Source organism: Nonomuraea sp. NPDC023979 (assembly GCF_040639085.1).
Classification (GTDB): Bacteria; Actinomycetota; Actinomycetes; order Streptosporangiales; family Streptosporangiaceae; genus Nonomuraea; species Nonomuraea ceibae.
On sequence record NZ_JBEZZG010000008.1, the window covers coordinates 200170 to 223107 of the forward strand.

At 71.7% G+C, this 22938-nt stretch carries 20 protein-coding genes; 10 read left to right on the plus strand and 10 right to left on the minus strand.

The features are described 5' to 3' along the window. The first annotated feature begins 48 nt into the window (after positions 1–48). Genes AB0G11_RS17690 through AB0G11_RS17700 form a run of 3 tightly spaced genes read left to right on the plus strand, consistent with a single transcriptional unit; the run spans position 49 to position 3106 of the window. Positions 49–1062, plus strand: coding sequence for an ABC transporter permease (locus AB0G11_RS17690; protein ID WP_219514722.1), 1014 nt, complete (start codon positions 49–51; stop codon positions 1060–1062). Then, positions 1059–2084: an ABC transporter ATP-binding protein gene (locus AB0G11_RS17695; RefSeq protein ID WP_219514720.1), complete on the plus strand. Its 1026-nt coding sequence runs from the start codon at positions 1059–1061 to the stop codon at positions 2082–2084. The genes AB0G11_RS17690 and AB0G11_RS17695 overlap by 4 nt, the downstream gene beginning before the upstream one ends. Next, on the plus strand, positions 2081–3106 hold the full coding sequence (locus tag AB0G11_RS17700) for a dipeptide ABC transporter ATP-binding protein (protein ID WP_219514718.1): 1026 nt from the start codon (positions 2081–2083) through the stop codon (positions 3104–3106). Before AB0G11_RS17695 ends, AB0G11_RS17700 begins: the two co-directional genes overlap by 4 nt. 28 nt (positions 3107–3134) lie before the next feature. Here the strand turns inward: AB0G11_RS17700 and AB0G11_RS17705 are convergent, their stop codons facing one another. The 3 genes from AB0G11_RS17705 to AB0G11_RS17715 form a co-directional block, all read right to left on the minus strand. Beyond that, complete coding sequence (locus AB0G11_RS17705; protein ID WP_219514710.1) at positions 3135–3818, minus strand: response regulator transcription factor; 684 nt, start codon at positions 3816–3818, stop codon at positions 3135–3137. Next, on the minus strand, positions 3815–4972 hold the full coding sequence (locus AB0G11_RS17710) for a sensor histidine kinase (RefSeq protein ID WP_357586797.1): 1158 nt from the start codon (positions 4970–4972) through the stop codon (positions 3815–3817). Before AB0G11_RS17710 ends, AB0G11_RS17705 begins: the two co-directional genes overlap by 4 nt. An 80-nt stretch (positions 4973–5052) precedes the next feature. Further along, positions 5053–5913 carry a RecB family exonuclease gene (locus tag AB0G11_RS17715; protein WP_219514707.1) on the minus strand — a complete coding sequence of 287 codons (861 nt, stop codon included), beginning with the start codon at positions 5911–5913 and terminating at the stop codon, positions 5053–5055. A gap of 158 nt (positions 5914–6071) precedes the next feature. Here AB0G11_RS17715 and AB0G11_RS17720 point away from each other — a divergent pair, with 158 nt between their 5' ends. Together AB0G11_RS17720 and AB0G11_RS17725 are read left to right on the plus strand one after the other, a co-directional pair. Further along, positions 6072–7208, plus strand: a complete 1137-nt coding sequence (locus AB0G11_RS17720; RefSeq protein ID WP_357586799.1) for a site-2 protease family protein — start codon at positions 6072–6074, stop codon at positions 7206–7208. A 227-nt stretch (positions 7209–7435) separates the two neighbouring features. Further along, entirely contained in the window at positions 7436–9016 is a 1581-nt protein-coding gene (locus tag AB0G11_RS17725; protein ID WP_357586801.1) for an FHA domain-containing protein, read from the plus strand. 95 nt (positions 9017–9111) lie between these two features. Here the strand turns inward: AB0G11_RS17725 and AB0G11_RS17730 are convergent, their stop codons facing one another. Continuing rightward, positions 9112–9672 (minus strand): hypothetical protein, encoded by a 561-nt coding sequence (locus tag AB0G11_RS17730; protein ID WP_357586803.1) that lies wholly within the window; start codon positions 9670–9672, stop codon positions 9112–9114. Positions 9673–9789: 117 nt separating this feature from the next. Further along, complete coding sequence (locus tag AB0G11_RS17735) at positions 9790–10896, minus strand: GNAT family N-acetyltransferase (protein WP_357586805.1); 1107 nt, start codon at positions 10894–10896, stop codon at positions 9790–9792. Positions 10897–10951: 55 nt separating this feature from the next. On the opposite strand from AB0G11_RS17735, the gene AB0G11_RS17740 reads away from it, so the two are divergent. The 3 genes from AB0G11_RS17740 (at position 10952) to AB0G11_RS17750 (ending at position 14748) form a co-directional block, all read left to right on the plus strand. Continuing rightward, on the plus strand, positions 10952–11803 hold the full coding sequence (locus tag AB0G11_RS17740) for a tRNA (adenine-N1)-methyltransferase (RefSeq protein ID WP_219514694.1): 852 nt from the start codon (positions 10952–10954) through the stop codon (positions 11801–11803). 204 nt (positions 11804–12007) lie between these two features. Further along, on the plus strand, positions 12008–13771 hold the full coding sequence (arc, locus tag AB0G11_RS17745) for a proteasome ATPase (RefSeq protein ID WP_219514687.1): 1764 nt from the start codon (positions 12008–12010) through the stop codon (positions 13769–13771). Between the two features lie 62 nt (positions 13772–13833). Next, positions 13834–14748, plus strand: a complete 915-nt coding sequence (locus AB0G11_RS17750; protein WP_357586807.1) for a LysR family transcriptional regulator — start codon at positions 13834–13836, stop codon at positions 14746–14748. A gap of 53 nt (positions 14749–14801) precedes the next feature. Here the strand turns inward: AB0G11_RS17750 and AB0G11_RS17755 are convergent, their stop codons facing one another. The 5 genes from AB0G11_RS17755 to AB0G11_RS17775 form a co-directional block, all read right to left on the minus strand. Then, the gene (locus AB0G11_RS17755) at positions 14802–15770 is read right to left on the minus strand and encodes a serine hydrolase (RefSeq protein ID WP_357586809.1); all 969 of its coding nucleotides are present in this window, start codon (positions 15768–15770) and stop codon (positions 14802–14804) included. A 194-nt stretch (positions 15771–15964) separates the two neighbouring features. After that, positions 15965–17611, minus strand: a complete 1647-nt coding sequence (locus AB0G11_RS17760; RefSeq protein ID WP_357586811.1) for a D-aminoacylase — start codon at positions 17609–17611, stop codon at positions 15965–15967. Next, on the minus strand, positions 17608–18369 hold the full coding sequence (locus AB0G11_RS17765; RefSeq protein ID WP_281427413.1) for an amino acid ABC transporter ATP-binding protein: 762 nt from the start codon (positions 18367–18369) through the stop codon (positions 17608–17610). The genes AB0G11_RS17760 and AB0G11_RS17765 overlap by 4 nt, the downstream gene beginning before the upstream one ends. Beyond that, the gene (locus tag AB0G11_RS17770) at positions 18366–19205 is read right to left on the minus strand and encodes an amino acid ABC transporter permease (RefSeq protein WP_219514681.1); all 840 of its coding nucleotides are present in this window, start codon (positions 19203–19205) and stop codon (positions 18366–18368) included. The genes AB0G11_RS17765 and AB0G11_RS17770 overlap by 4 nt, the downstream gene beginning before the upstream one ends. Then, the gene (locus tag AB0G11_RS17775; RefSeq protein WP_246646524.1) at positions 19202–20071 is read right to left on the minus strand and encodes an ABC transporter substrate-binding protein; all 870 of its coding nucleotides are present in this window, start codon (positions 20069–20071) and stop codon (positions 19202–19204) included. The genes AB0G11_RS17770 and AB0G11_RS17775 overlap by 4 nt, the downstream gene beginning before the upstream one ends. 139 nt (positions 20072–20210) lie before the next feature. On the opposite strand from AB0G11_RS17775, the gene AB0G11_RS17780 reads away from it, so the two are divergent. Both AB0G11_RS17780 and dop read left to right on the plus strand, forming a co-directional pair. After that, positions 20211–21335 carry an acyltransferase gene (locus AB0G11_RS17780; RefSeq protein WP_219514673.1) on the plus strand — a complete coding sequence of 375 codons (1125 nt, stop codon included), beginning with the start codon at positions 20211–20213 and terminating at the stop codon, positions 21333–21335. Between the two features lie 85 nt (positions 21336–21420). After that, positions 21421–22935 (plus strand): depupylase/deamidase Dop, encoded by a 1515-nt coding sequence (gene dop / locus AB0G11_RS17785; RefSeq protein WP_246646523.1) that lies wholly within the window; start codon positions 21421–21423, stop codon positions 22933–22935. Positions 22936–22938 lie beyond the last annotated feature (3 nt).

Sequence of the window (22938 nt, forward strand, 5' to 3'; positions counted from 1 at the left end):
GGCAGGGATGGCCTGCCCGGCGACGGGCAGGCCATCCGGCCGGCAGCGGTGCTCACATACATCATCAGACGACTCATCGGCGCCATCGCCATGCTGATCGTCATCAGCATGGTCACCTTCGGCATCTTCTTCGTGGTGCCGCAGTGGGCCGGATCCAGTCCCGAGGCGATGGCCTCCCGGTACGTCGGCCGCGCGGCCACACCGGAGACGGTGCACCTGGTGGCGCAGAAGCTCGGCTTCTACGACCCGGTCATCGTCCAGTACGGCCGGTTCGCCAAGGGCATTGTCGCCGGTGCCGAGTACGACTACGGCGCCGGGGTCGAGCAGTGCCCCGCGCCCTGTTTCGGCTACTCCTTCATCTCCGGGCAGCCCGTGTGGCCGGACCTGCTGGACCGGATGCCGGTGACGTTCTCGCTGGCCATCGGCGCGGCCCTGCTCTGGGTGCTGGGCGGCGTGTCCGTGGGCGTCATCTCCGCGTTGCGGCGCGGCACCTTCTTCGACCGGTTGTCGATGGGCACCGCGCTGGCCGGGGTGTCGTTGCCGATCTTCTTCACCGGCATGCTCTCGCTGGTCGTCTTCAGCTACGGGCTGGGCTGGACACCACCGGGCGGCTCGTGGACGGACTTCACCGAGAATCCGGCGCAGTGGGCCTTCAACCTGCTGCTTCCCTGGATCACGCTGGCGTTCCTGTTCGCGGCCACCTACGCCCGGCTCACCCGCGCCGGCATGCTGGAGACCATGGGCGAGGACTACGTGCGCACCGCCAGGGCCAAGGGCCTGAGCGAACGCGACGTCGTCGTCAAACACGGCCTGCGGGCCGCGCTGACGCCGATCCTCACCCTCTTCGGCATCGACTTCGGCCTCCTCATCGGCGGCGCGGTCCTCACCGAGACCACCTATACTCTGCCCGGGCTCGGCCAGTTCGCCATCCTGGCCATCCGCAACCAGGACCTGCCGCAGGTGATGGGCGTGGTGTTGTTCGCCGCCTGCTTCGTCGTGGTCGCGAGTCTGATCGTCGACCTGCTCTACGCCTGGGTCGACCCGAGGGTGAGGTTGTCGTGAGCTTCCTGGACGTCAAGGATCTCAAGATCCATTTCCCGACCGACGACGGCGTCGTCAAGTCCGTCGACGGGCTCACCTTCGGCCTGGAGCGCGGCCAGACGCTCGGCATCGTGGGCGAGTCCGGCTCCGGCAAGAGCGTGACCAGCCTCGGCATCCTCGGCCTGCACAAGGGCGGGCGGGCCAAGATCTCCGGCGAGATCTGGCTCGACGGCGAGGAGCTCGTCTCGGCCCCCGCCGAGCAGGTGCGCGGGCTGCGCGGCAAGAAGATGGCGATGATCTTCCAGGATCCGCTGTCGTCCATGCACCCCTACTACACGGTCGGCCACCAGATCATCGAGGCGTACCGGATCCACAACGCCGTCAGCAAGCAGGTGGCGCGCAAGCACGCCGTCGACCTGCTCGGCCGCGTCGGCATCCCGGAGCCCGGCAAGCGCGTCGACAGCTACCCGCACGAGTTCTCCGGCGGCATGCGCCAGCGCGCGATGATCGCCATGGCGCTGTCGTGCGACCCCGAGCTGCTCATCGCCGACGAGCCGACCACCGCGCTCGACGTCACCGTGCAGGCCCAGATCCTCGACCTGATGCGTGACCTGCAGCGCGAGTTCAACTCCGCGCTCATCATCATCACCCACGACCTCGGCGTCGTGGCGGAGCTGGCCGACGACATCCTCGTCATGTACGGCGGCAAGTGCGTCGAGTACGGCAAGACCGACGAGATCTTCTACAACCCCGAGCACCCCTACACGTGGGGGCTGCTGGGCTCGATGCCCCGCCTCGACCGGGAGCCCACCGAGCGGCTGCTGCCCATCAAGGGCTCGCCGCCGTCCCTCATCAACGTGCCGCCCGGGTGCGCCTTCCACCCGCGCTGCCCGTACGCCGACCGCACCGAGGGGCGGGCGTCCACCGAGGTGCCGGACCTGGCGCCGACCGAGCGCGGCCACCTGGTGCGCTGTCACATGCCCAGGACGGAGCGGCGGTCGCTGTGGGAGAACGAGATCAAGCCAGTGCTGGAGACCCAGTGAGCGAGAACGAGCCGCTTCTGTCCGTCAGGAACGTGGAGAAGCACTTCCCCGTCACCGCGGGCCTGTTCAAGAAGCAGGTCGCCGCCGTCAAGGCGGTCGACGGCATCAGCTTCGACGTGTTCAAGGGCGAGACGCTCGGCCTGGTGGGGGAGTCCGGCTGCGGCAAGTCGACCACCGGCAGGCTCGTCACGCGCCTGCTGGAGCCGACCGGCGGCTCGGTCGAGTTCGAGGGCCGCGACATCACCCACCTGAGCCAGGGCAAGCTGCGCCCGCTGCGCCGCGACATGCAGATGATCTTCCAGGATCCCTACTCGTCGCTGAACCCCCGCCACACGGTCGGCGCGATCGTCGGCGCCCCGTTCCGCATCCAGGGCGTCCGCACCGAGAACGGCGTCAAGAAGGCGGTCCAGGACATCCTGGCGCTGGTCGGGCTCAACCCCGAGCACTACAACCGCTACCCGCACGAGTTCTCCGGCGGCCAGCGCCAGCGCATCGGCATCGCCCGCACGCTCGCGCTCAAGCCGAAGCTCATCATCGCCGACGAGCCCGTCTCGGCGCTGGACGTGTCGATCCAGGCCCAGGTCGTCAACCTGCTGGAAGACCTGCAGAAGGAGCTCGACCTCACCTACGTGGTGATCGCGCACGACCTGTCGGTGGTGCGCCACATCAGTGACCGGGTCGCGGTCATGTACCTGGGCAAGATCGTGGAGATCGCCGATCGCAAGCGCCTCTACAGCTCGCCCATGCACCCCTACACCAACGCGCTGCTGTCGGCGGTGCCGGTGCCCGACCCGAAGGCGCGCAAGGAGCGCGAGCGCATCCGGCTCAAGGGCGACGTGCCCAGCCCGCTCAACCCGCCGCCCGCCTGCCGCTTCCACACCCGCTGCTGGAAGGCGCAGGAGATCTGCAAGACCGTGGAGCCGCCGCTGGAGACGCTGGCGAGCGGCCACAGCGTCGCCTGCCACTTCCCGGAGAACGCCCCGGTCGCCGCCGCCACGGCCGGCGAGGCGGGCAAGGACTGACGCGCCGCGCCCTGTCCCGGCCCGCGGGTCAGGACAGGGCGCCCGGCGTGATCAGGCCCGTCTCGTACGCGAGCACGACGGCCTGCACCCGGTCGCGCAGCCCCAGCTTCGTCAGCACGTTGCCGACGTGGGTCTTGACCGTGGTCTCGCTCACCACGAGCTTGGCGGCGATCTCCGCGTTGGACATGCCCTTGGCGATCAGCCGCAGCACCTCCAGCTCCCGGTCGGTCAGCCGGTCGAGCCGGGCCGGGGTGGCCTGCTCGTAGGCCGGGGGCAGCCGGGCGGCGAAGCGGTCGAGCAACCGCCGGGTCACGCTCGGCGCCACGATCGCGTCGCCCGCCGCCACCACCCGGATCGCCTGCACCAGCTCGTCCGGCGGCACGTCCTTCAGCAGGAACCCCGACGCGCCCGAGCGCAGCGCCTCCACGATGTACTCGTCGAGGTCGAAGGTGGTCAGCACGAGCACCTTCGGCACGTGCGCCGCCGGCGCCGCCTCGCGCACGATCCGGCGGGTCGCCTCGATCCCGTCCACACCCGGCATGCGGATGTCCATCAGCACCACGTCGGGCAGCAGCGCCCGGGTCTGCTCCTGCGCGCCGGTGCCGTCGCCCGCCTGGCCCACGACCGTGATGTCGGGCTCGGCCTCGAGAATCAGGCGGAAACCGGTGCGCAGCAGCGGCTGGTCGTCGACCAGCAGGACTCTGATCGTCATCGCTCGTCCTTCAACGGGAACCTCGCCCGCACCTCGAAACCGCCCCCCGACTTCGGGCCCACGTCAATGATCCCACCATAGAGGGCCACGCGTTCGCGAATGCCCACCAGCCCGTGCCCGGGCGGCCGGGCCGCGGCCGCCGCGCCCAGGCCGTCGTCCTCGACCCGTACGTCCAGCTCGCCCGGCGCGTGGCGGACCGTCACCTCGGCGCGGGCGCCCGCGCCCGCGTGCCGCAGGCTGTTGGTCAGCCCCTCCTGGACCAGCCGGTAGGCGGCCAGGTCGACGCCCGCCGGGAGCGGCCGCCCGGCCTCGCCGTGCACCGACAGGCCGGTGTCGAGACCGGCCTCGCGCATCTGCTCGACCAGCGCGGGCAGGTCGCGCAGGCCCGGCTGCGGCCCCAGCTCGGCCCGCGTGCCGGCGCGCAGCACGCCCACCAGGTCGCGCATCTCGGCCATCGCGACGCGGCCGGTGTTCTCGATCGCCGACAGCGCCTCGCGGGCCAGCTCCGGATCGGAGGCCAGCACCTTGCGGGCGGCGGCCGCCTGCACCGTCATCACGCTCACGTGGTGGGCCACCACGTCGTGCAGCTCGCGGGCGATCCGGGAGCGCTCCTCGGCCCGCGCCGCCCGGGTGTCGGCCGCGTGCGCGCGCTCCAGCCGGGCCGCGCGGTCCTTCAGCTCGGCCAGGTAGGCGCGGCGCAGCCGCAGGCTCCGCCCGGCCCCCCACAGCGCGACCAGCACCACGATCACCACCAGGTGGTCGCTCCAGCGGGCCGGCGTCACCGGCCCGGCCGACACCCCCACCGTGTAGACGGCCAGCGACAGCGTCAGCGCGCACAGCGCCGCCGCCAGCCCCCGGTGGGCCGCCACCGAGTAGAGCAGCACCAGCCCGGCGGGCGCGGCCGGCCCGAACCCGTAGCCGAGCGCGGCCAGCAGCGTCTGGGGCACCAGGCTCGCGCACAGGCCCGCCAGCGGCCACGACCTGCGCACGGCCACCGGCGCCGACATGAGCAGCACCAGCGCCACGCCGAACGCGTCGGGCGCGCGGGTCCACTCGGCGCGCGCGGCGCTCTGGAGCAGGAACAGCGGCACCGAACCCACGGCCACGAGCAGGGCCAGGACCGAGTCATGGAACGTCATTCGGCCGGTGCGCACCGCTTCACTGTAGGCCCAGGTGAGAGCCCGGAACCTCCTCCCCAAGAAGGATCCCGGGCCAGGACCGGGCAGGGAGGGGGCTACAGCTCGTCGCTGGCCGCCCGCCGGTTGCTCCGGACGGTGTCGCCGGGCTGGCGGTCGGGCACCGGCGGGGGAGTGCCGCCGAACTCCGGGCACAGCGCCTGGTGGTCGCACCAGTCGCACAGCCGGCTCGGCCGCGACCGCCACTCGCCGGTCTCCAGCGCCCGCTCGATCGCCGCCCACAGCGCCCGCACCTTGCGCTCGGTCGCCAGCAGGTCGGCCTCGTCGGGCGCGTAACGCAGCACCTCGCCCCGCCCGCCCAGGTAGACGAGCTGCAGCAGCCGGGGCACCTCGCCGCGCAGCCGCCACAGCACCAGCGCGTAGAACTTCATCTGGAACAGCGCCTTGGCCTCCCACTCCGGCCCCGGCGCGCTGCCCGTCTTGTAGTCGACCACCCGGACCTCGCCGGTCGGCGCCACGTCGAGCCGGTCGACGTAGCCCCGCAGCATCAGCCCGCCGTCGAGCACCGCCTGCACGTAGAGCTCGCGCTCGGCGGGCTCCAGCCGGGTCGGGTCCTCCAGCGTGAAGTAGCGCTCCAGCATCGCCCGCGCCTGCGCCAGCCACTCGGCCCGCTCGGCGTCGTCGGCGAACATCTCGCCGTAGAGCGGCTCCTCGGCCAGCAGGCGCTCCCACTGCGGCTCCAGCAGCTCCAGCGCCGCCTGCACCGACCGGCGCGGCGCCGGCAGGTCGTAGAGCCGCTCCAGCACCGCGTGGACCACGGTGCCGCGCACCGCGGCCTGCGACGGCTTCTCCGGAAGCTGGTCGATCACCCGGAACCGGTAGAGCAGCGGGCAGGTCATGAAGTCGCCCGCCCGGGACGGGGAGAGGGCTCCGATGATCACCGGCTCGGTCAGCGTCATGCACCGCACTCTAGGTCACCGGCCCGACATAATACGGCGGCGAGTCCTGGATCACGTGGTCCGGCGCGTAGCATCAAGGGCAGCGGCGGCATCCGGTGATGCGGCCGGTGACGCGGCCGAAGGTGCGGCCGGTGGCGGCGTGGACGGCGAGGAGTGCGGTGAGCGAGCAGAGCCCGCGGCAGGAGTTCTCGGGCATCCGGATGGGCAAGCCCTTCGGCATCCCGGTTTACGTGTCGTGGACGTGGTTCATCGTCGCGGCCTTCATCACCTGGCTGTTCGGCGACACCGTGCGCGACATGCTGCCGCACCTGTCCAGCGGCGCCGCCTACGCGGTCGCGTTCGTCTTCGCGGTGCTCCTGTACGTGTCGGTCCTGCTGCACGAGCTGGCCCACAGCGTGCTGGCCAAGGCCTACGGGCTGCCGGTGCGCCGCATCACCCTCTACCTGCTGGGCGGCGTGTCGGAGATCGAGAAGGAGCCGCCCACGCCCGGCAAGGAGTTCATGGTCGCGGCCGCGGGCCCGGTGCTGTCGCTGGGCCTGGCGGGGATCGGCTACGCCGCCGACGAGTTCCTGATCAACGGCGGGGGCATCCCGGAGGTGCTCATCTGGCAGCTGTGGGTGTCCAACCTCATCGTGGGCGTGTTCAACCTGCTGCCCGGCCTGCCGCTCGACGGCGGGCGGCTGCTGCGCGCCGGTGTGTGGAAGCTGACCAGCAGCCCCGGCGCCGGCACGGTCGCCGCCGCGTGGGGCGGCCGGATCCTCGCCGTGGCGCTGGTGGCGATCCCGTTCGCGATGTCCACGATGTCCGGTCAGGAGCTCGACCCGCGCGACCTCATCTGGCCGTTCGTGCTGGCCTCCTTCATCTGGGTGGCCGCCGGGCAGTCGCTCAAGGCGGCCCGGTTCCGGGCGCGCATCCCGCAGCTCAACGCCCGCGGGCTGGCGCGCCGGGCGATCCCGGTGACGGCCGAGACGCCGCTGGCCGAGGCGCTGCGGCAGGCCGCCGAGAGCCGGGCGGGCGCGCTCGTCGTGGTCGACCACGACGGCAGGCCGCTGGCGATCGTCAACGAGTCGGCCGTGCAGGCCACCCCCGAGCACCGGCGGCCCTGGGTCGACGTGGGCGCGCTGGCCAAGTCGCTGGAGCCGTCCGTGGTGCTGGCCGCCGATCTGGAGGGCGAGGCGCTCATCGACGCCATGCGCGAGGCGCCCGCGGGCGAGTACCTGCTCGTGGAGCGGGGTGGGGAGATCTACGGGGTGCTCGCCACCGCCGACGTCAACCGCGTCTTCATCGGCGTCTGATTTGTCCCACTCGTCTAAGCGACCGGCCCCGGATAATGTCATTGATCGGGACGCCGGAGTTTCGATGCTGCGACGTCTGGCCGATAGTGTGCTGTTTGCCCGAGCTTGCACAGTTGGGGGCGGCGCGACGGCCTCGCGTCCGGGATGCGTATGAGTGCCGTCATACCGTCGGCTTTCGGTAAGGAGAGTTGAGTGACCGAGCGCAGCACGGTCATGGGGGAGGACTCATGACTGACCACGGCTTCGGGACCGTGCGCCCGCTTCCCGGCGACGGCCTGGTCGCCTATCTGGGCGGCCTGCTGCTGGTGTGCGACGCGGACGAGGCCGCCGGCACCGGCCTGATCGAGGCGCTGCGCGAGACGGCCGCCTCCGGCGGCGACGGCAGGGCGCTGGCCCGGCGCGCCGCCCAGGTCCTCGCCGCCAACATGGCCGGCGACCCGGCCACCTGCGCGGTCGCGGGCCCGGTCGGCGGCGGCGTGGCCGTCCTGGTCAGCGGCTCGGCCTCGGCCACCGTCACCACTGCCTCAGGCGAGACCCGCCTGGCCGGCAGCGACTCCCTCACCTGGTCCGACCGGCTCATCGCCGGCCCCGTCGAGCGGATCGAGCTCAGCCTCCCCGGCGCCCGCGACCCGCACCCGGCCGTCGGCTTCTCCGGCGGCGTCGTGCACGGCGGCGGCATCACGGCCGCCCCCGGCGACGCGGACGAGCCGGGCGAGCCCGCCGGCAGCCGGTCCGGCGCCGACGAGCGCTCCGAGCGCTCCGAGCGCTCCAGGTCGCTCACCAGCGAGATGCCCAACACGGCCCTGCACATGGAGCCCGACCTGCTGCCGCGCGCCGAGCCGCCGGCCCAGGCCCCGCCCTACCCGCTGTCCGGCCCCGAGCCCGGCCCGCCCTCGGGCCCGCAGTTCCGGCCGCAGCCGCCGTCGGCGCCCCACCACCCCGGGCCTCAGTCCCAGCCCCAGCCCCAGATCCAGTCGCAGCCTCAGCCGCCGTCGCAGCCGCACCTCGCGCCACCGGGGGCCGAGCACCCGGGGCCGCCGGGCCCGCCGCCGTTCCCCAGCTACGACGAGCCCGCGCCGGGCAACGGCACCGTCCCCGAGTACGAGCAGGCCCCGCCGCAGCAGGAGCACTTCGAGTCAGGCCCGCCCCTGATGGGCCCGCCCTCGCTGGACCCGCCGCCGCACCTGGGCCCGCCGCCCGGCGACCACCCGCCGCACCTCGGCCCGCCGCCGGAGCCGTTCGACCAGCCGCAGGGGCCGCCCCCGCCGTTCGACCCGCAGGGGCACCCACAAGGGCACCCGCAGCCCGGCCACGAGCAGCCCGACCACGGCGACCGGCCGCTCGTCTACGGCGTCGACTGCACCAACGACCACTTCAACGACCCGCGCGCCCCCTACTGCGCGGTGTGCGGCATCGCGCTCGTGCAGCGCTCGCTCGTCCCGTACAAGGGGCCGCGCCCGCAGCTCGGCGTGCTCGTGCTCGACGACGGCTCCGCGCTGCCGCTCGACAGCGACTACCTGCTCGGCCGCGACCCCGAGCGGGCGCCCGAGGTGGCCGGCGGCAACGCCCGCCCCGCCAAGGTGACCAGCCCCGACGGCTCGGTCTCGCGGCGGCACCTGCGGGTGGCGCTCGACGGCTGGGACGTCAACCTGGTCGACCTCGGCTCGGTCAACGGCACCCAGATCCAGCCGCCCGGCGACCCGAACTTCTACGACATCCCGCCCAACGAGCCCGTCACGATCGCGCCCGGCACGACCGTGCGCGTCGGCGTCTCACGGACGCTGCGTTTCGAGGCCCACCGCGGCTGAACCGTTTCCCGGCGCGCATTCACCACGCGGCTCTGCCCGCGCCGGGAAACGCCGTACAACCGGTAAACGCCGGACGTACGGAAACGGCGTACGGGTCAATCCGGGCCGGTTACGGGCGGCCGGATCCGCTGTTGCGGACGTACGGGAACGCGGGGGCGGCGGGGCGGTGTGAAGGCCTGCACGCCGCGCAGCAGGCGGGTGGCCGCCTCCAGGTCGCCGGCGGCCTCCAGGGCGCGCCCGGCGGCGGTGGCGAAGCGGCCCAGCAGGTGTTCGTCGGCCGTGTCGAAGGCGCGGCCCGCCACCCACAGCGACACGTGGTCGCACGTCGTCAGCGGCACCGGCGTGGCCAGGAAGCCGGGCGCGCCCACCGAGACGTCCCGGGCCAGGCACAGGGGCCCGTCCGCGGCGGCCAGCTCCTTCAGCACGCCCGACTCCGCCAGCCAGGCCCGCATCCGCAGCGGATCGCCCGGCGGCCCGTGCGTGTGGACGGCGTGCGCCTCCTCACGCAGCGGATCGCAGCGGACGAACCCCGCGTAGGCGGCGCAGGCGACCGTCGCGGCGGCGCGCGCCAGGCGATCGGTCAGCCCCGCCCGGTCCAGGCAGGAGAACGCGGAGATGAGCTCGCGCATGGCGACATGGACACGTTCGTCTGGCATCGTGACATCCCTCGGCTGAGGCGCTCAGGACCAAGCCGTTCGTTCACGCTGATTGCAGGGGCGGTGACTCGGAGTATCTTCCGCCGCGCGCCCCTTGGCCAGACCTCAAAGCGGTAATCAGGATTTCTCGCCCGCATCGGGACGCATCAGGACCCAGCACAGCTCGTCCGCGTGGCCGCCGCCGGCCTTCGGCAGGAGCTTGTGGCGCATCCCCTCACGGACGAACCCGGCGCGCTCCAGCACCGCCTGCGACGCGGTGTTGGACACCTCGGTGCCGGCGACGATCCGGTGCAGCGGGGTCTCGGCGAACGCCCACCCGGTCAGCAGGCGCACCGCCCGCGTCATGAAGCCCCGGCCGCGGAAGCGCTCGGTCAGCGAGTAGCCCACCATGGCCTGCCCGAACTCGGGGACGATCTGCACGAGCTGGATGTGCCCGGCGAACTCGCCCGTCCCGGCGTCCCTGATCGCCAGCTCGACCCGCTGCCCGGACACCCAGAAGTAGCCGGTGTAGCGGCAGCGGCGCTCGTCGTCGGCCGGCGAGTTGGCGGCGCCCACGCCGTACTCGGCCACGCTCGGCTCCTGGAGCATCCGGTGGAAGGCGCCGGCGTCGTCCACCGTCATCGGCGTCAGGCACACCACCCCGTCGGACAGCTCCCCGCCGGCGAAGAACGGCAGGAACGGCTCCCAGAGCCCGGCCGGGTCGCGGCCGATCCTGCCGAACGTCACCACGTCCGTCCGCCGCCCGTCGCGCAGCGTCTTGGCGTCGCGCCTGCGGCCCTCCTCGGTGAAGCCCGAGCGGTAGGCCGCCCGCAGGCTCGCCACGTTCTCCACCTCGGCCTCCAGCTCGACCCGCGCCACGCCGTGGTCGAGCAGCCAGTCGCTCAGCCCGCGCGCCGCCGCCGAGGCCACCCCCTTGCCGCGCGCCCACGGCGACACCAGGTAGCCGAGCCGCACCGTCCCCCACCCGTCGGGCGCGCTCACCCCGACGGCGCCCACGTAGCGGCCGTCCTGGGTGATCGCGAACTCCGCGGCGCCCTCGTCCCACTTCTCCTCCGCGCGGGCCAGGTACGCCAGCGCGTCCTGCCGGGTGTAAGGCGAAGGCAGCAAGGGGAGGAACCTGGCCGACACCGGATCGTCGCAGGTGGCGACGATGGCGTCGGCGTCGTCGGCGCCCGGGACGCGCAGCACCAGGGAGCCGACGGAGATCACTTCACGAGGGAACATCCCCCATTGATATCGCGCGTCCAGACGTGCTCGAAAGCCCTATAACCTTGCCGCCATGGGTTTCCGCAGGCATGGGCCGTTCCGGCCCGGGGATCAGGTGCAGCTCACCGACCCCAAGAACAAGCGCCACACGATCACGCTCAAGGAGGACGGCGTCTTCCACACGCACAAGGGCGCCATTCCGCACAGCGAGCTGATCGGTCAGCCCGAGGGCTCCGTGGTGCGCTCCTCCGGCGGCACCCAGTACCTGGCCTTCCGCCACCTGCTGCAGGACTACACGCTGGCGATGCCGCGCGGCGCGGCGGTCATCTACCCCAAGGACGCCTCGATGATCGTCGGCATGGCCGACATCTTCCCGGGCGCCCGGGTGATCGAGGCCGGCGTCGGCTCCGGCGCGCTGACGTGCTTCCTGCTGCGGGCCGTCGGCCCCGAGGGGCACGTGACCTCGTACGAGCGCCGCCAGGAGTTCGCGGACGTGGCGGCCAAGAACGTGGAGAAGTTCTACGGCGGCCCGATGGACGACAACTGGCGCCTGGTCGTGGGGGACCTCGTCGCCTCGATCGACGAGAGCGACGTCGACCGCGTCATCCTCGACATGCTGGCTCCCTGGGAGTGCGTCGACGCCGCCGCCAAGGCGCTCACGCCGGGCGGCGTGATCTGCTGTTACGTGGCCACGACCACCCAGATGTCGAAAACCGTCGAGGCCATTCGCGATCACGGGAGTTTCACCGAGCCTCAGGCGTGGGAGACCCTGGTTCGCGACTGGCATGTCGAAGGGCTCGCCGTCCGGCCCGATCACCGGATGATCGGCCACACGGGATTCCTCGTCTCCGCCCGTCGCATGGCCGACGGCGTGACCCCGCCGCCGCGCCGCCGACGACCGAAGGGGACGACCGAGGAACTATGACAATTTGGCCACGAGGGTGCGTTGGCGCGTGACACGGGAACAGATCACCGTGTGCATATGCTGGGAGTATTAAACGCACTATTGGGGATTATTCACCAAATACTGATTGTCACTGTACGAACACTGCCCGGCCAGGTTACGGAGGGGCCCGAGATAGGTAAGGTCCTAAGTAGTCGCCCTCGACTGGGAAGGAGGTGACGGGGCGTGGCAGCTCGCGATGATGCTGAGGCTCGAGCCGCGCAGCGCGAACGGGAGGTCGCTGATCTTTCAACACAGGTCTCCTTCCTCCAGGAGGAGATCACCGCGCTGAGGCGGAAGCTTGCCGAGTCACCCCGTCAGGCCAGAGTCCTCGAAGAGCGTCTCCACGAAGCGCAGGCTAACCTCGCGGCCGTGACCGGCCAGAACGAGCGCCTGGTGGCAACGCTCAAGGAGGCCAGGGATCAGATCGTCGCCCTCAAGGAGGAGGTCGACCGGCTGGCGCAGCCGCCATCCGGGTTCGGCACCTTCCTGGAGGCCCGGGAAGACGGCACGATCGAGGTGTTCACCGGCGGCCGCAAGCTGCGGGTGAACGTCAGCCCCGCCGTCGACGTCGACTCGCTGCGGCGTGGCCAGGAGGTCATGCTCAACGAGGCGCTCAACGTGGTCGAAGCACTCGGCTACGAAGAGGTCGGCGAGATCGTGATGCTCAAGGAGCTCCTCGACGAGGGCAAGCGCGCCCTGGTCATCTCGCACGCCGACGAGGAGCGGGTCGTGCGGCTCGCCGAGTCGCTCGTCGGCCAGCCCATCAGGGCCGGGGACTCGCTGCTCCTGGAGCCGCGCTCGGGTTACGTCTACGAGCGCATCCCCAAGTCCGAAGTCGAAGAGCTCGTGCTGGAAGAGGTGCCCGACATCTCCTACGAGGAGATCGGCGGCCTCATGCGGCAGATCGAGCAGATCAGGGACGCCATCGAGCTGCCCTATCTGCACGCCGACCTGTTCCGTGAGCACAAGCTCCGCCCGCCCAAGGGCGTCCTGCTCTACGGCCCGCCCGGCTGCGGCAAGACGCTCATCGCCAAGGCCGTCGCCAACTCCCTGGCCAAGCAGGTCGCGGAGAAGACCGGCCAGTCCGGCAAGAGCTTCTTCCTCAACATCAAGGGCCCGGAGCTGCTCAACAAGTACGTCGGCGAGACCGAGCGGCACATCCGCCTGGTCTTCCAGCGTGCGCGTGAGAAGGCCTCCGAGGGCACCCCGGTGATCGTGTTCTTCGACGAGATGGACTCGATCTTCCGCACCCGTGGCTCCGGCGTCTCGTCCGACGTCGAGAACACCATCGTCCCCCAGCTGCTGTCGGAGATCGACGGCGTCGAGGGCCTGGAGAACGTCATCGTCATCGGCGCCTCCAACCGCGAGGACATGATCGACCCGGCGATCCTGCGGCCCGGCCGCCTGGACGTCAAGATCAAGATCGAGCGGCCGGACGCCGAGGCGGCCAAGGACATCTTCTCCAAGTACCTGATCGCCGACCTTCCCCTCCACCCGGACGACCTCGCCGAGCACGGGCAGTCGCGCGAGGCCACCATCCACGGCATGATCCAGAGCGTCGTCGAGCGCATGTACACCGAGAGCGAGGAGAACCGCTTCCTCGAGGTGACCTACGCCAACGGCGACAAGGAAGTCCTCTACTTCAAGGACTTCAACTCCGGCGCGATGATCCAGAACATCGTCGACCGGGGCAAGAAGATGGCCATCAAGCAGTTCCTCGAAAGCGGCCAGAAGGGCCTGCGGGTGCAGCACCTGCTCGCGGCCTGCGTGGACGAGTTCTCCGAGAACGAGGACCTGCCCAACACCACCAACCCCGACGACTGGGCCCGCATCTCCGGCAAGAAGGGCGAGCGGATCGTCTACATCCGCACGCTCGTCTCCGGCAAGCAGGGCGCCGAAGCCGGCCGGTCCATCGACACCGTCGCCAACACCGGCCAATACCTGTAAGACCCCGAGAGGAGCCGCCGGCCGCGTCGAAAGCGCTGGTCGGCGGCTCCTATCGTGGGAGGGTGCTCAGCAGCAACCGCCTCCGCGTCCTCCTCGAGGTGTTCCGCGCCGGCAGCATCGCCGCCGCCGCCCGCGAGCTGAAACTGTCGCCCTCCGCCGTCTCCCACCAGCTCGCCCGCCTGGAGGACGAAGCGGGCGTCGGCCTCGTCGAACGCAACGCGCAGAGCCTGCGCCTCACCGACGCCGGCCGCCGCCTCGCCCACCGCGCCCAGGAAGTCGTCGACATCCTCGAAGCCGCCGAGAAGGACCTGCGCGCCCAGGCCCGCGTCGACGCCGGGGCGCTGCGCATCGGCTTCTTCGCCTCCGCCGGCTACCGCCTCGTGCCGCTCGCCCTGTCGCGCTTCGCCAGCCGCTACCCGGCCGTCACGCTAGACCTCGTCGAAGGGCAGCCGTTCGAGCTCCTGACCGACCTCGAACGCGGCGCCCTCGACATCCTCGTCGTCTTCGAGCACGCGCTCGACCCGTGGGAGTGCCCCGAAGGCATCGAAGTGCTGCCGCTGCTCGACGAGCCGCAGCTCCTCGTCGTCCCCAACGGCCACCCCGCCGCCCGCCGGCCGCGCATCCGCCTCGCCGACCTCGCCGACGAGCCGTGGATCACCACGTTCGGCGCCGACCACCCCGTCTCCATCCTCGAACGGGCCGGCGCCCTCGAAGGCTTCACCCCGCAGATCCGCTGCCGCAGCGACCACTACGAGGTCACGATCGGCCTCGTCCGGGCCGGGCTCGGCGTCGCCCTCGTGCCCAGCCTCGGCCTGCACGGCGTCACCGGCGTCCAGATCCGCCGCCTTCAGACGCCCCAGCTGCACCGCCGCATCGGCGTTGCCCGGCGCGCCACCAACCCCAACCCGGCGGCCAAGTCCTTCACCGCCTACCTCCGCACCGCCGCCGCCCAGCTCCGCAACTCCCTGCCGAGCTGACGGCCCCGGGCGGCCCTCTGTTTCTCGGGGGCGCGCCCGTACCGCAGGCTTCCCTACCGGGTCGCGGCGGCGGCGATCAGGGCGCCCGTGAGGCGGACCGCCCGCACCAGGTCCTGGTCCGAGCCCGGCGGGCCGCCGGCGAGGACCGCGTAGGCGAGCGGGCCCATGAGCCCCACGTCCGTACGGATGCCGTCGTCCGTGCCCGTCTTGCAGGCGACCCTGCCGCCCTCCGGATCATGCCCCAGCAGCGCCGGGACCAGGCCGTGGTCGGTGTTGGCCAGCATCCACTCGCGCATCAGCACCTGCCACCCGGCCGGGCCCGCCACCAGCGCCGCCAGCCCCGCCAGCTCCCCGGCCGTGCCGATCGCGAACGTCGCCGGATGCTCCGGGCCGCGCGGCTCCCTGATCCGGTCCAGCAGCCGCGTCCGGGTCAGCCCGAGCGCCGCGCCGGCCGCGTTCACCCGGTCCAGGCCGATGCGGCGCAGCAGCGCGTTCGTCGCCGTGTTGTCGCTCACCGCCGCCGTCATCAGGGCCAGGTCGCCGACCGTCCACGTACGCGCCGACAGGCCCAGCAGCAGGCCCGACCCGCCGCAGTAGTCGTCGTCGTGCACCCGCACCGGCTCGTCCGGGTCCAGGATGCCGCCGTCGACGCTCATCGCAACCTCGGCCAGCAGGAGCAGCTTCCCGACGCTGGCCAGCGGCAGCTCCACATCCTCGTTCAGCGACAGCTCCCGGTACGCCTGCCCGTACGCCTCAGGACCGGGCCCGTCGTCCGGCAGCGCGGCGCGGGCGGCCTGCTGCCCGTCCCCCTCCGGAACCTCGCCGCCGGACGCCGGCGGCCTGCTCCCCTCGGGGGCGGGCCCGAACGGCACACCGGGCGGCGCGAGCGCGGCCGGCCGCACGGCCACGGCCAGCGTGCCGGGGCACGCCGCCGCGATCCGCTCCAGCGCCCCGCCGACCGCTGCCGAGCCGTCACCCGCCTGAGCCCCGGCCTCCACCACCGCGGCGACCTCCCGCAACAACCCCGCAACCTCCCGCGCGACCCTTCCGGCCAGAAGCCCACCCCCGGACGGCGGCGCGCCTCCGGACGGCGGCGCACCTCCGGATGGTGGCGCACCCCCGGATGGTGGCGCACCCCCGGGCGGTGGCGCACCACCGGACAGGGGCGCATCAAGGGGGCGCCCGGCGTCAGCGGGGGCCTCAGGGTCGGTGGGGGTCATGGGGTCACGATCCTTCCTGGGCGGGCGGGGGTGACCGTGTTGTCGCGGACCGCCACCTGGCCGGCGGTGACGACGAGGCGCAGGCCGGTGGGGGGCAGCAGCGGGTCGGTGTACGTGGCGCCGTCGGCGATCGTGGCGGGGTCGAACAGCACGAGGTCGGCGTGCGCCCCGTCGCGCACGACGCCGCGGTCGCGCAGCCCGAAGCGGGCCGCGGCCATCCCGCTCATCTTGTGCACCGCCTCCTCCAGCGTCACCAGCCCCTGCTCGCGCACGTACCGGCCGAGTACGCGGGGGAAGGTGCCGGCCAGGCGCGGGTGGGGGTGGCCGGGTTTGGGCACCCCGTCGGAGCCGATCATGGTGAACGGGCTCGCCAGCACCCGCTGGACGTCGTCCTCGCGCATGGAGTGGCTGATGATGGTCACCTCGCCGTCCTCCGACAGCAGCAGGTCGGCGGCCACGTCGACGGGGTCGCCGCCGAGGTCGGCGATGGTGCGGCCCTCGACGGCCGGGTTGCGGGGGGCGCAGGCGACGGAGATGCGGTCCCAGCCGCCGTTGCCGACGGTGTTCTCCCAGCCGGGCACGCCGTCGGCGATCGCGCGGCGCATCAGGTCGCGCTGGCCGGGGTCGGCCAGGCGGGTGAGCAGCGCGCGGGTGCCGCCGTCGTTGGCCCACGGCGGCAGCATGGCCGCCAGGGAGGTGCTCGCCTCGGTGTAGGGGTAGACGTCGCAGGTGACGTCCAGGCCCTGCTCGCGCAGCTCGGCGATCCGCGCCAGGGTGCGGACGGTCCTGCCCCAGGCGTGGCGGCCGGCGGTCTTGTGGTGGGAGACGTGCAGGGCCGCGCCGCTGCGGCGGGCGATCTCGACGGCCTCCTCCAGCGCCTCCTCCACGCGGGCCATCTCGTCGCGCAGGTGGGTGACGTACGGGCGGCCGTGGCGGGCGGCGACGGCGGCCAGGGCGACCACCTCGTCGGTGCCGCCGTAGGTGCCGGGGGTGTAGATGAGACCGGTCGACAGGCCGGTGGCTCCCGCGGCGAGGGCGTCGTCGAGCAGGCCGCGCATGACGTCCAGCTCGCGCGGGGAGGCGGGGCGGTCCTCGTAGCCGAGCACGCCCGCGCGCAGGGTGCCGTGGCCGACGAGGGAGCTGAGGTGGTTGGAGCGGGGGGCGGCCCGATGCGCCTCCGCAAACCCCTCGAAGTCCGGAAAAATCGGGACTCGTCCGCCGAAGGTGACCCGGCTCGACGCCCGCATCTCCGGCAGCCGCTCCGGCAGCCCCGGGAACAGCCCGGACCCGCAGTTGCCGCAGATCTCCGTCGTCACGCCCATCCGCACGGGCGCGACCGCCAGCTCCCACGCCTCCTCGCCCAGCAGCGTGACGGCGTCGGAGTGGGTGTGCACGTCGATGAACCCGGGCGCGACCACCAGCCCGGCCGCGTCCACGACCTCGGCCGCGTCCACGACCTCGGCCGCGTCCACGCGCCCGGCGGCGTCCACGCCCCCGGGCCCGCCGGTCGCGCCGGGACCGGCGGCGGCGCCGCGTTCGAGCACGGTGATCCGCCCGCCCGTCACGGCGACGTCCGCGCGGCGCGCCGGGGCGCCGGTGCCGTCGGCCAGCAGGCCGCCGGCGATCAGCAGGTCGGCGTTCACAGCACCTGCCCCAGGAACGCGCGGGTGCGCTCGTGCTGGGGGTCGGACAGCACGTCGCGTGGCGGCCCCTCCTCGACGATCATCCCGTCGTCCATGAACACCAGATGGTCGCCCGCCTCCCTGGCGAACCCCATCTCGTGCGTGACCACCACCATGGTGATCCCGCTCGTGGCCAGGTCCCGCATGACGCCGAGCACCTCCTGCACCAGCTCGGGGTCGAGCGCGCTGGTCGGCTCGTCGAACAGCATCACCTTCGGCTCCATCGCCAGGCTGCGCGCGATCGCGACCCGCTGCTGCTGGCCGCCCGAGAGCTGGGCGGGGTAGTGGTGGGCCCGGTCGGACAGGCCGACGCGTTCCAGCAGCGCGCCCGCCTGCTCGCGGGCCCGCTGCCGGGAGACGCCCTGCACGGTGCACGGCCCCTCCATCACGTTCTCCAGGGCCGTCATGTGCGGGAACAGGTGGAAGCGCTGGAACACCATGCCGATCTTGCGCCGCTGCCGGCACAGCTCGGCCGGCTTGAGCAGGTGCAGCTTCCCGCCCACCTCGCGGAAGCCCATGAGCTCGCCGTCCACCCAGATGCGGCCCGAGTCGATCGTCTCCAGCCGGTTCACGCACCGCAGCAGCGTCGACTTGCCGGACCCGGACGGCCCGACGACGCAGACCACGCCGCCCTCGGGCACGTCGAGGCTGACGCCCTTGAGCACCTCCAGCGACCCGAACCGTTTGCGCACCGAGCGCACGCTCACCATGACACTCATCGTCCGGCCTCCCCGCGGCTGAACCTCTTCTCCAGGAAGTGCTGGCCCACGCTCGCGACGGTGGTCAGCACCAGGTACCACACCGACGCCACGACCAGCAGCGCGATCACCTCGAAGTTGCCCAGGTAGATCCGCTGCGCCACGGTCAGCAGCTCGGCGCCCGCGATCACCGACACCATCGACGTCGTCTTGAGCATCGAGATGAACTGGTTGCCCGTCGGCGGGATGATCACCCGCATCGCCTGGGGCAGCACCACGCGGCGCAGGATCTGCCGGTGGGACATGCCCAGCGCCTCGGCCGCCTCCCGCTGGCCGGGGTCGACGGACCGGATGCCGGCCCGGACGATCTCCGCCATGTAGGCGCCCTCGTTGATCGTCAGGCCGAGCGCGGCCGCGATGAACGGGGTGATGAGCACGTTCGCCTGCCACTCGACGAGCATCGGCCCGCCGAACGGCACCCCGATGCCGATCACCGGGAACACCAGGCCGACGTTGAACCAGAAGATCAGCTGCACCAGCAGCGGCGTGCCCCGGAAGAACCACGTGTAGAGGCCGGCGGCGCCGCGCAGCACCGGGCTGTCCGACAGCTGCATCACCGCCGCGATCACGCCGAGCGCGACGCCGATCACCATCGACAGCACGGTGAGCGCGATCGTGACGAGCAGGCCGCTCAGGATCCTGGGGTCGAACAGGAACGCGACGATCACGTCCCAGTGCAGGTTCTCGTTGACGATGATCGTGTACGCGAGCCAGGCCAGCGCCAGCCCGGCCAGGGCGGCGGCGACCACCCTGCCGGGCCGGGGCGGGCGCACCGCGTCGATCGGCAGTTCCGTCACGACGCGCCCGTGTTGATCGTCACCTTGGGCAGGCCGTTGGCGGCCACGCCGTAGGTGTCGAGGATGGCCTTGTAGCCGCCGCTGTCCATCAGCTCCTGAAGGCCCTTGGCGACGGCGTCACGCAGGGCGGTGTCCTTCTTGTCCACCGCGATGCCCCACGGCCCGGCGTCGTACTGCTCGGACAGGACCTCGTACCTGCCGGTGTCCTTGGCGTACATGTGGCCGACGGGGGAGTCGACGATGGTGGCGACGGTGCGGCCGGAGTCGATCGTCAGCAGGCCGGTCGGCGCGTCCTCGCTCTGCAGGATCTCCATCTTCTTGTCGCACTTGTCGTTCTGGCGCATGCCGATGTCGAGGTTGGAGCTGCCCTTGGCCAGGACGACCTTCTTGCCGCACAGGTCGGCGAGGGTCTTGATGCCTTCGGGGTTGCCCTTCTTCACCAGGATCGAGCCGCCGGCCTGGAAGTAGTCGACGAAGTCGACCGCCTGGCGCCGCTGCTCGGTGTCGCTCATGGAGGACATGGCCAGGTCCCACCGGCCGGCCTGGAGGCCGGGGATGAGGCCGTCGAAGGCCGCGTTCGTCACCTGGGTCTTGAGCCCGAGCTGCTCGCCGATGGCCTTGGCCAGGTCGATGTCGACGCCCGTCAGCTCCTGGGTGCCGGGCTTGTACATCTCCATCGGCGGATAGCCCTCCGCCGTGGCGACCCGCAGCACGCCCGTCTTGCGGACGTCCTCGGGGACGAGATCCTTCGCGCTCTTGCCGGTGGTGGGGGGTACGGAGGGCGCCGCCGCGCCGGAGGTGGACCGGCCGCAGCCCGCGCTCAGCAGGGCGACCGCCGCCACTGCGATGACCAGGTGATTTCGCATGGCCGACATGGTGACGAGCGGCACACCCCGGCCCCAACGACCGTGACGGCTTACGGCTCTCAGCCACGAAAATTTCGATGCTTGTTGTGACAGAAGCGAAGGAACGGAACCAAAGTGATCGTTGTGACGTCTAAGGGCCGTGCGTCAAGCGAACCGGCCGAAGCATGCTCGCGGGGACGGCCGGCTGGCCGAGCTCGACCTCCTGCGGTTCATCGCCGCCCTCGCCGTGCTGGCCTTCCACTACCTGATCGCCTACGCCTCGGTCTGGGGTGACCGGCCGGCCGAGCTCTTCCCCGCCGTCGCCCCGATCGCCGGGCTGGGCATCCTCGGCGTGGAGCTGTTCTTCGTCATCAGCGGATTCGTCATCCTGATGAGCGTGTGGGGGCGCGGGCTCGGCGCGTTCGCCCGCTCCCGGCTGGTGCGGCTCTACCCGGCGTACTGGCTCAGCCTGATCGCCGTGGCGGCCTTCTACGGGCTGACCGCCGCCAAGCCGCTCAACCCAAAACTTTCGCCAGGCGACTACCTGGTGAACGCCACCATGTTCCAGCGGCTGTTCAAGGTCACGGACGCGACGGGCGTCTACTGGTCGCTGTGGGCAGAGCTCCGCTTCTACCTGCTCATCTCGATCCTGGTGATCGCGGGCGTCACGTACGGCCGCGTGCTGGCCTTCTCGGGCGTCTGGCTGGTGGCCGCGCTGGGCGCCGAGCTGCTGGGGAACCCGCTGCTCAACGAGATCGTCATGCCCCGGTACGCGCCCTACTTCATCGCCGGCATGTCGCTCTATCTCATCCACAAGCACGGCAGCGCCTGGCTTCCCTGGCTCTACGTGGCCGGGTCGTACGGGATGTCGCTGCACGCCGCGCTCGAACGTGTGCACGGCCGGATCGAGCTCGCCGGGTTCAGGAACATGCCCGTCAGCGACGTCAGCGTGATCATCACGGTCACGCTGATCTTCGTCGTCATGTCGCTGGTCGCGCTCGGGCTCATGCGGGTGCGGGCGCGCCCGGCGCTGACCGCGCTCGGGGCGACCACCTACCCGCTTTACCTGTTCCACTCCGTGGTCGCGGCGGCCCTGATCCCCCTGCTCGTCGGGGATCTGCCCCCGCTCGCGGTGGTCGCGGTGACCACGCTGGCGGCCGTCGCGCTGTCGTACGCGATCTACCTCTTTGCCGAACGGCCCATCCAGCGGCTACTCAAGCCCCGCAGAACTCCACAAAGCACAACAACTCCCGCCGTACAGGTTGAAAAGGCGTCGGTGCCATAACTCTGTGACCCCGGGGCACTGTGAAGGGCATAGGCTCGGGCATATAAACGGCGGATAGACAGATCCGGACGAACAGAGGGTGCGCATGACGGTGCGTCGGGTGATGGGCATCGAGACCGAGTACGGCATCTCCGTACCCGGTCAGCCAGGCGCCAACGCGATGGTGACCTCCTCCCAGGTCGTGAACGCCTACCTGGCGGCCTCGGCGGCCAGGGCACGCAGAGCGCGCTGGGACTTCGAAGAGGAGAACCCCCTGCGCGACGCCAGGGGCTTCGACCTCGCCCGCGAGGTCGCCGACCCCACCCAGCTCACCGACGAGGACCTCGGGCTGGCCAACGTCATCCTGACCAACGGCGCCCGGCTCTACGTCGACCACGCGCACCCCGAATACTCCACGCCGGAGTGCACCAACCCCCGCGCCGCGGTCATCTGGGACAAGGCGGGCGAGCGGGTGATGTACGACGCCGCCCAGCGGGCCGGCGCGATCCCCGCCAACGCCCCCATCCAGCTCTACAAGAACAACACCGACGCCAAGGGCGCCAGCTACGGCTGCCACGAGAACTACCTGATGCGCCGGGCCACCCCGTTCGCCGACATCGTCCGCCACCTGACGCCGTTCTTCGTCTCGCGGCAGGTCGTCGTCGGCGCCGGCAAGGTCGGCATCGGCCAGGACTCACGCGGCGAGGGTTTCCAGATCAGCCAGCGCGCCGACTTCTTCGAGGTCGAGGTGGGCCTGGAGACGACGCTCAAGCGGCCGATCATCAACACCCGCGACGAGCCGCACGCCGACCCGGAGAAGTACCGGCGGCTGCACGTCATCATCGGCGACGCCAACATGTCGGAAATCTCCACCTACCTGAAGCTGGGGTCGACGGCGCTCGTCCTCGCCATGATCGAGGAGGGCTTCCTCAGCCGCGACCTCGCCGTGGAGAACCCCGTGCAGTCCCTGCGCGCCGTCTCCCACGACCCGAGCTGCCGCTACGAGATCCCCATGCGCGACGGCCGCAAGCTCACCGCCGTCCAGCTCCAGATGGAATACCTGGAGCAGGCCCGCAAGTACGTCGAGGAGCGCGGCACCGCCCAGGACGAGATGAACAAGGACGTCCTCGACCGCTGGGAGTCGGTGCTGACCCGCCTCGCCGAGGATCCGATGCAGCTGTCCAAGGAGCTCGACTGGGTCGCCAAGCTGGAGCTGCTGGAGGGCTACCGCAGCCGCGACGGCCTCGCCTGGTCGCACCCCCGCCTGCAGCTCGTCGACCTGCAGTACTCCGACATCCGCCCCGACCGCGGCCTCTACAACCGCCTCGTGGCGCGCGGCCGCATGCAGCGCCTCATCACCGAGGACGAGGTCGAGCGCGCCGTCGAGAACCCGCCGACCGACACCCGCGCCTACTTCCGGGGCCGCTGCCTGCGCCAGTACAGCGACTCCGTGGCCGCGGCCTCCTGGGACTCGGTCATCTTCGACATCCCGGGCCGCGAGTCCCTCCAGCGTGTTCCCACGCTGGAGCCGCTGCGGGGCACCAAGCAGCACGTCGGCGAGCTGTTCGACCGCTGCCGCACCGCCGCCGACCTGGTCGCCGCCCTCACCGGCGGCGAGTGACCG

Bases quoted from the DNA above. Each gene is read 5' to 3' on its own strand.
- AB0G11_RS17705 (WP_219514710.1), bottom strand. From the start codon at position 3,818: ATGACGATCAGAGTCCTGCTGGTCGACGACCAGCCGCTGCTGCGCACC.
- AB0G11_RS17715 (WP_219514707.1), bottom strand. From the start codon at position 5,913: ATGACGCTGACCGAGCCGGTGATCATCGGAGCCCTCTCCCCGTCCCGG.
- AB0G11_RS17725 (WP_357586801.1), top strand. From the start codon at position 7,436: ATGACTGACCACGGCTTCGGGACCGTGCGCCCGCTTCCCGGCGACGGC.
- AB0G11_RS17730 (WP_357586803.1), bottom strand. From the start codon at position 9,672: ATGCCAGACGAACGTGTCCATGTCGCCATGCGCGAGCTCATCTCCGCG.
- AB0G11_RS17735 (WP_357586805.1), bottom strand. From the start codon at position 10,896: ATGTTCCCTCGTGAAGTGATCTCCGTCGGCTCCCTGGTGCTGCGCGTC.
- AB0G11_RS17740 (WP_219514694.1), top strand. From the start codon at position 10,952: ATGGGTTTCCGCAGGCATGGGCCGTTCCGGCCCGGGGATCAGGTGCAG.
- AB0G11_RS17765 (WP_281427413.1), bottom strand. From the start codon at position 18,369: ATGAGTGTCATGGTGAGCGTGCGCTCGGTGCGCAAACGGTTCGGGTCG.
- AB0G11_RS17775 (WP_246646524.1), bottom strand. From the start codon at position 20,071: ATGCGAAATCACCTGGTCATCGCAGTGGCGGCGGTCGCCCTGCTGAGC.
- dop (WP_246646523.1), top strand. From the start codon at position 21,421: ATGACGGTGCGTCGGGTGATGGGCATCGAGACCGAGTACGGCATCTCC.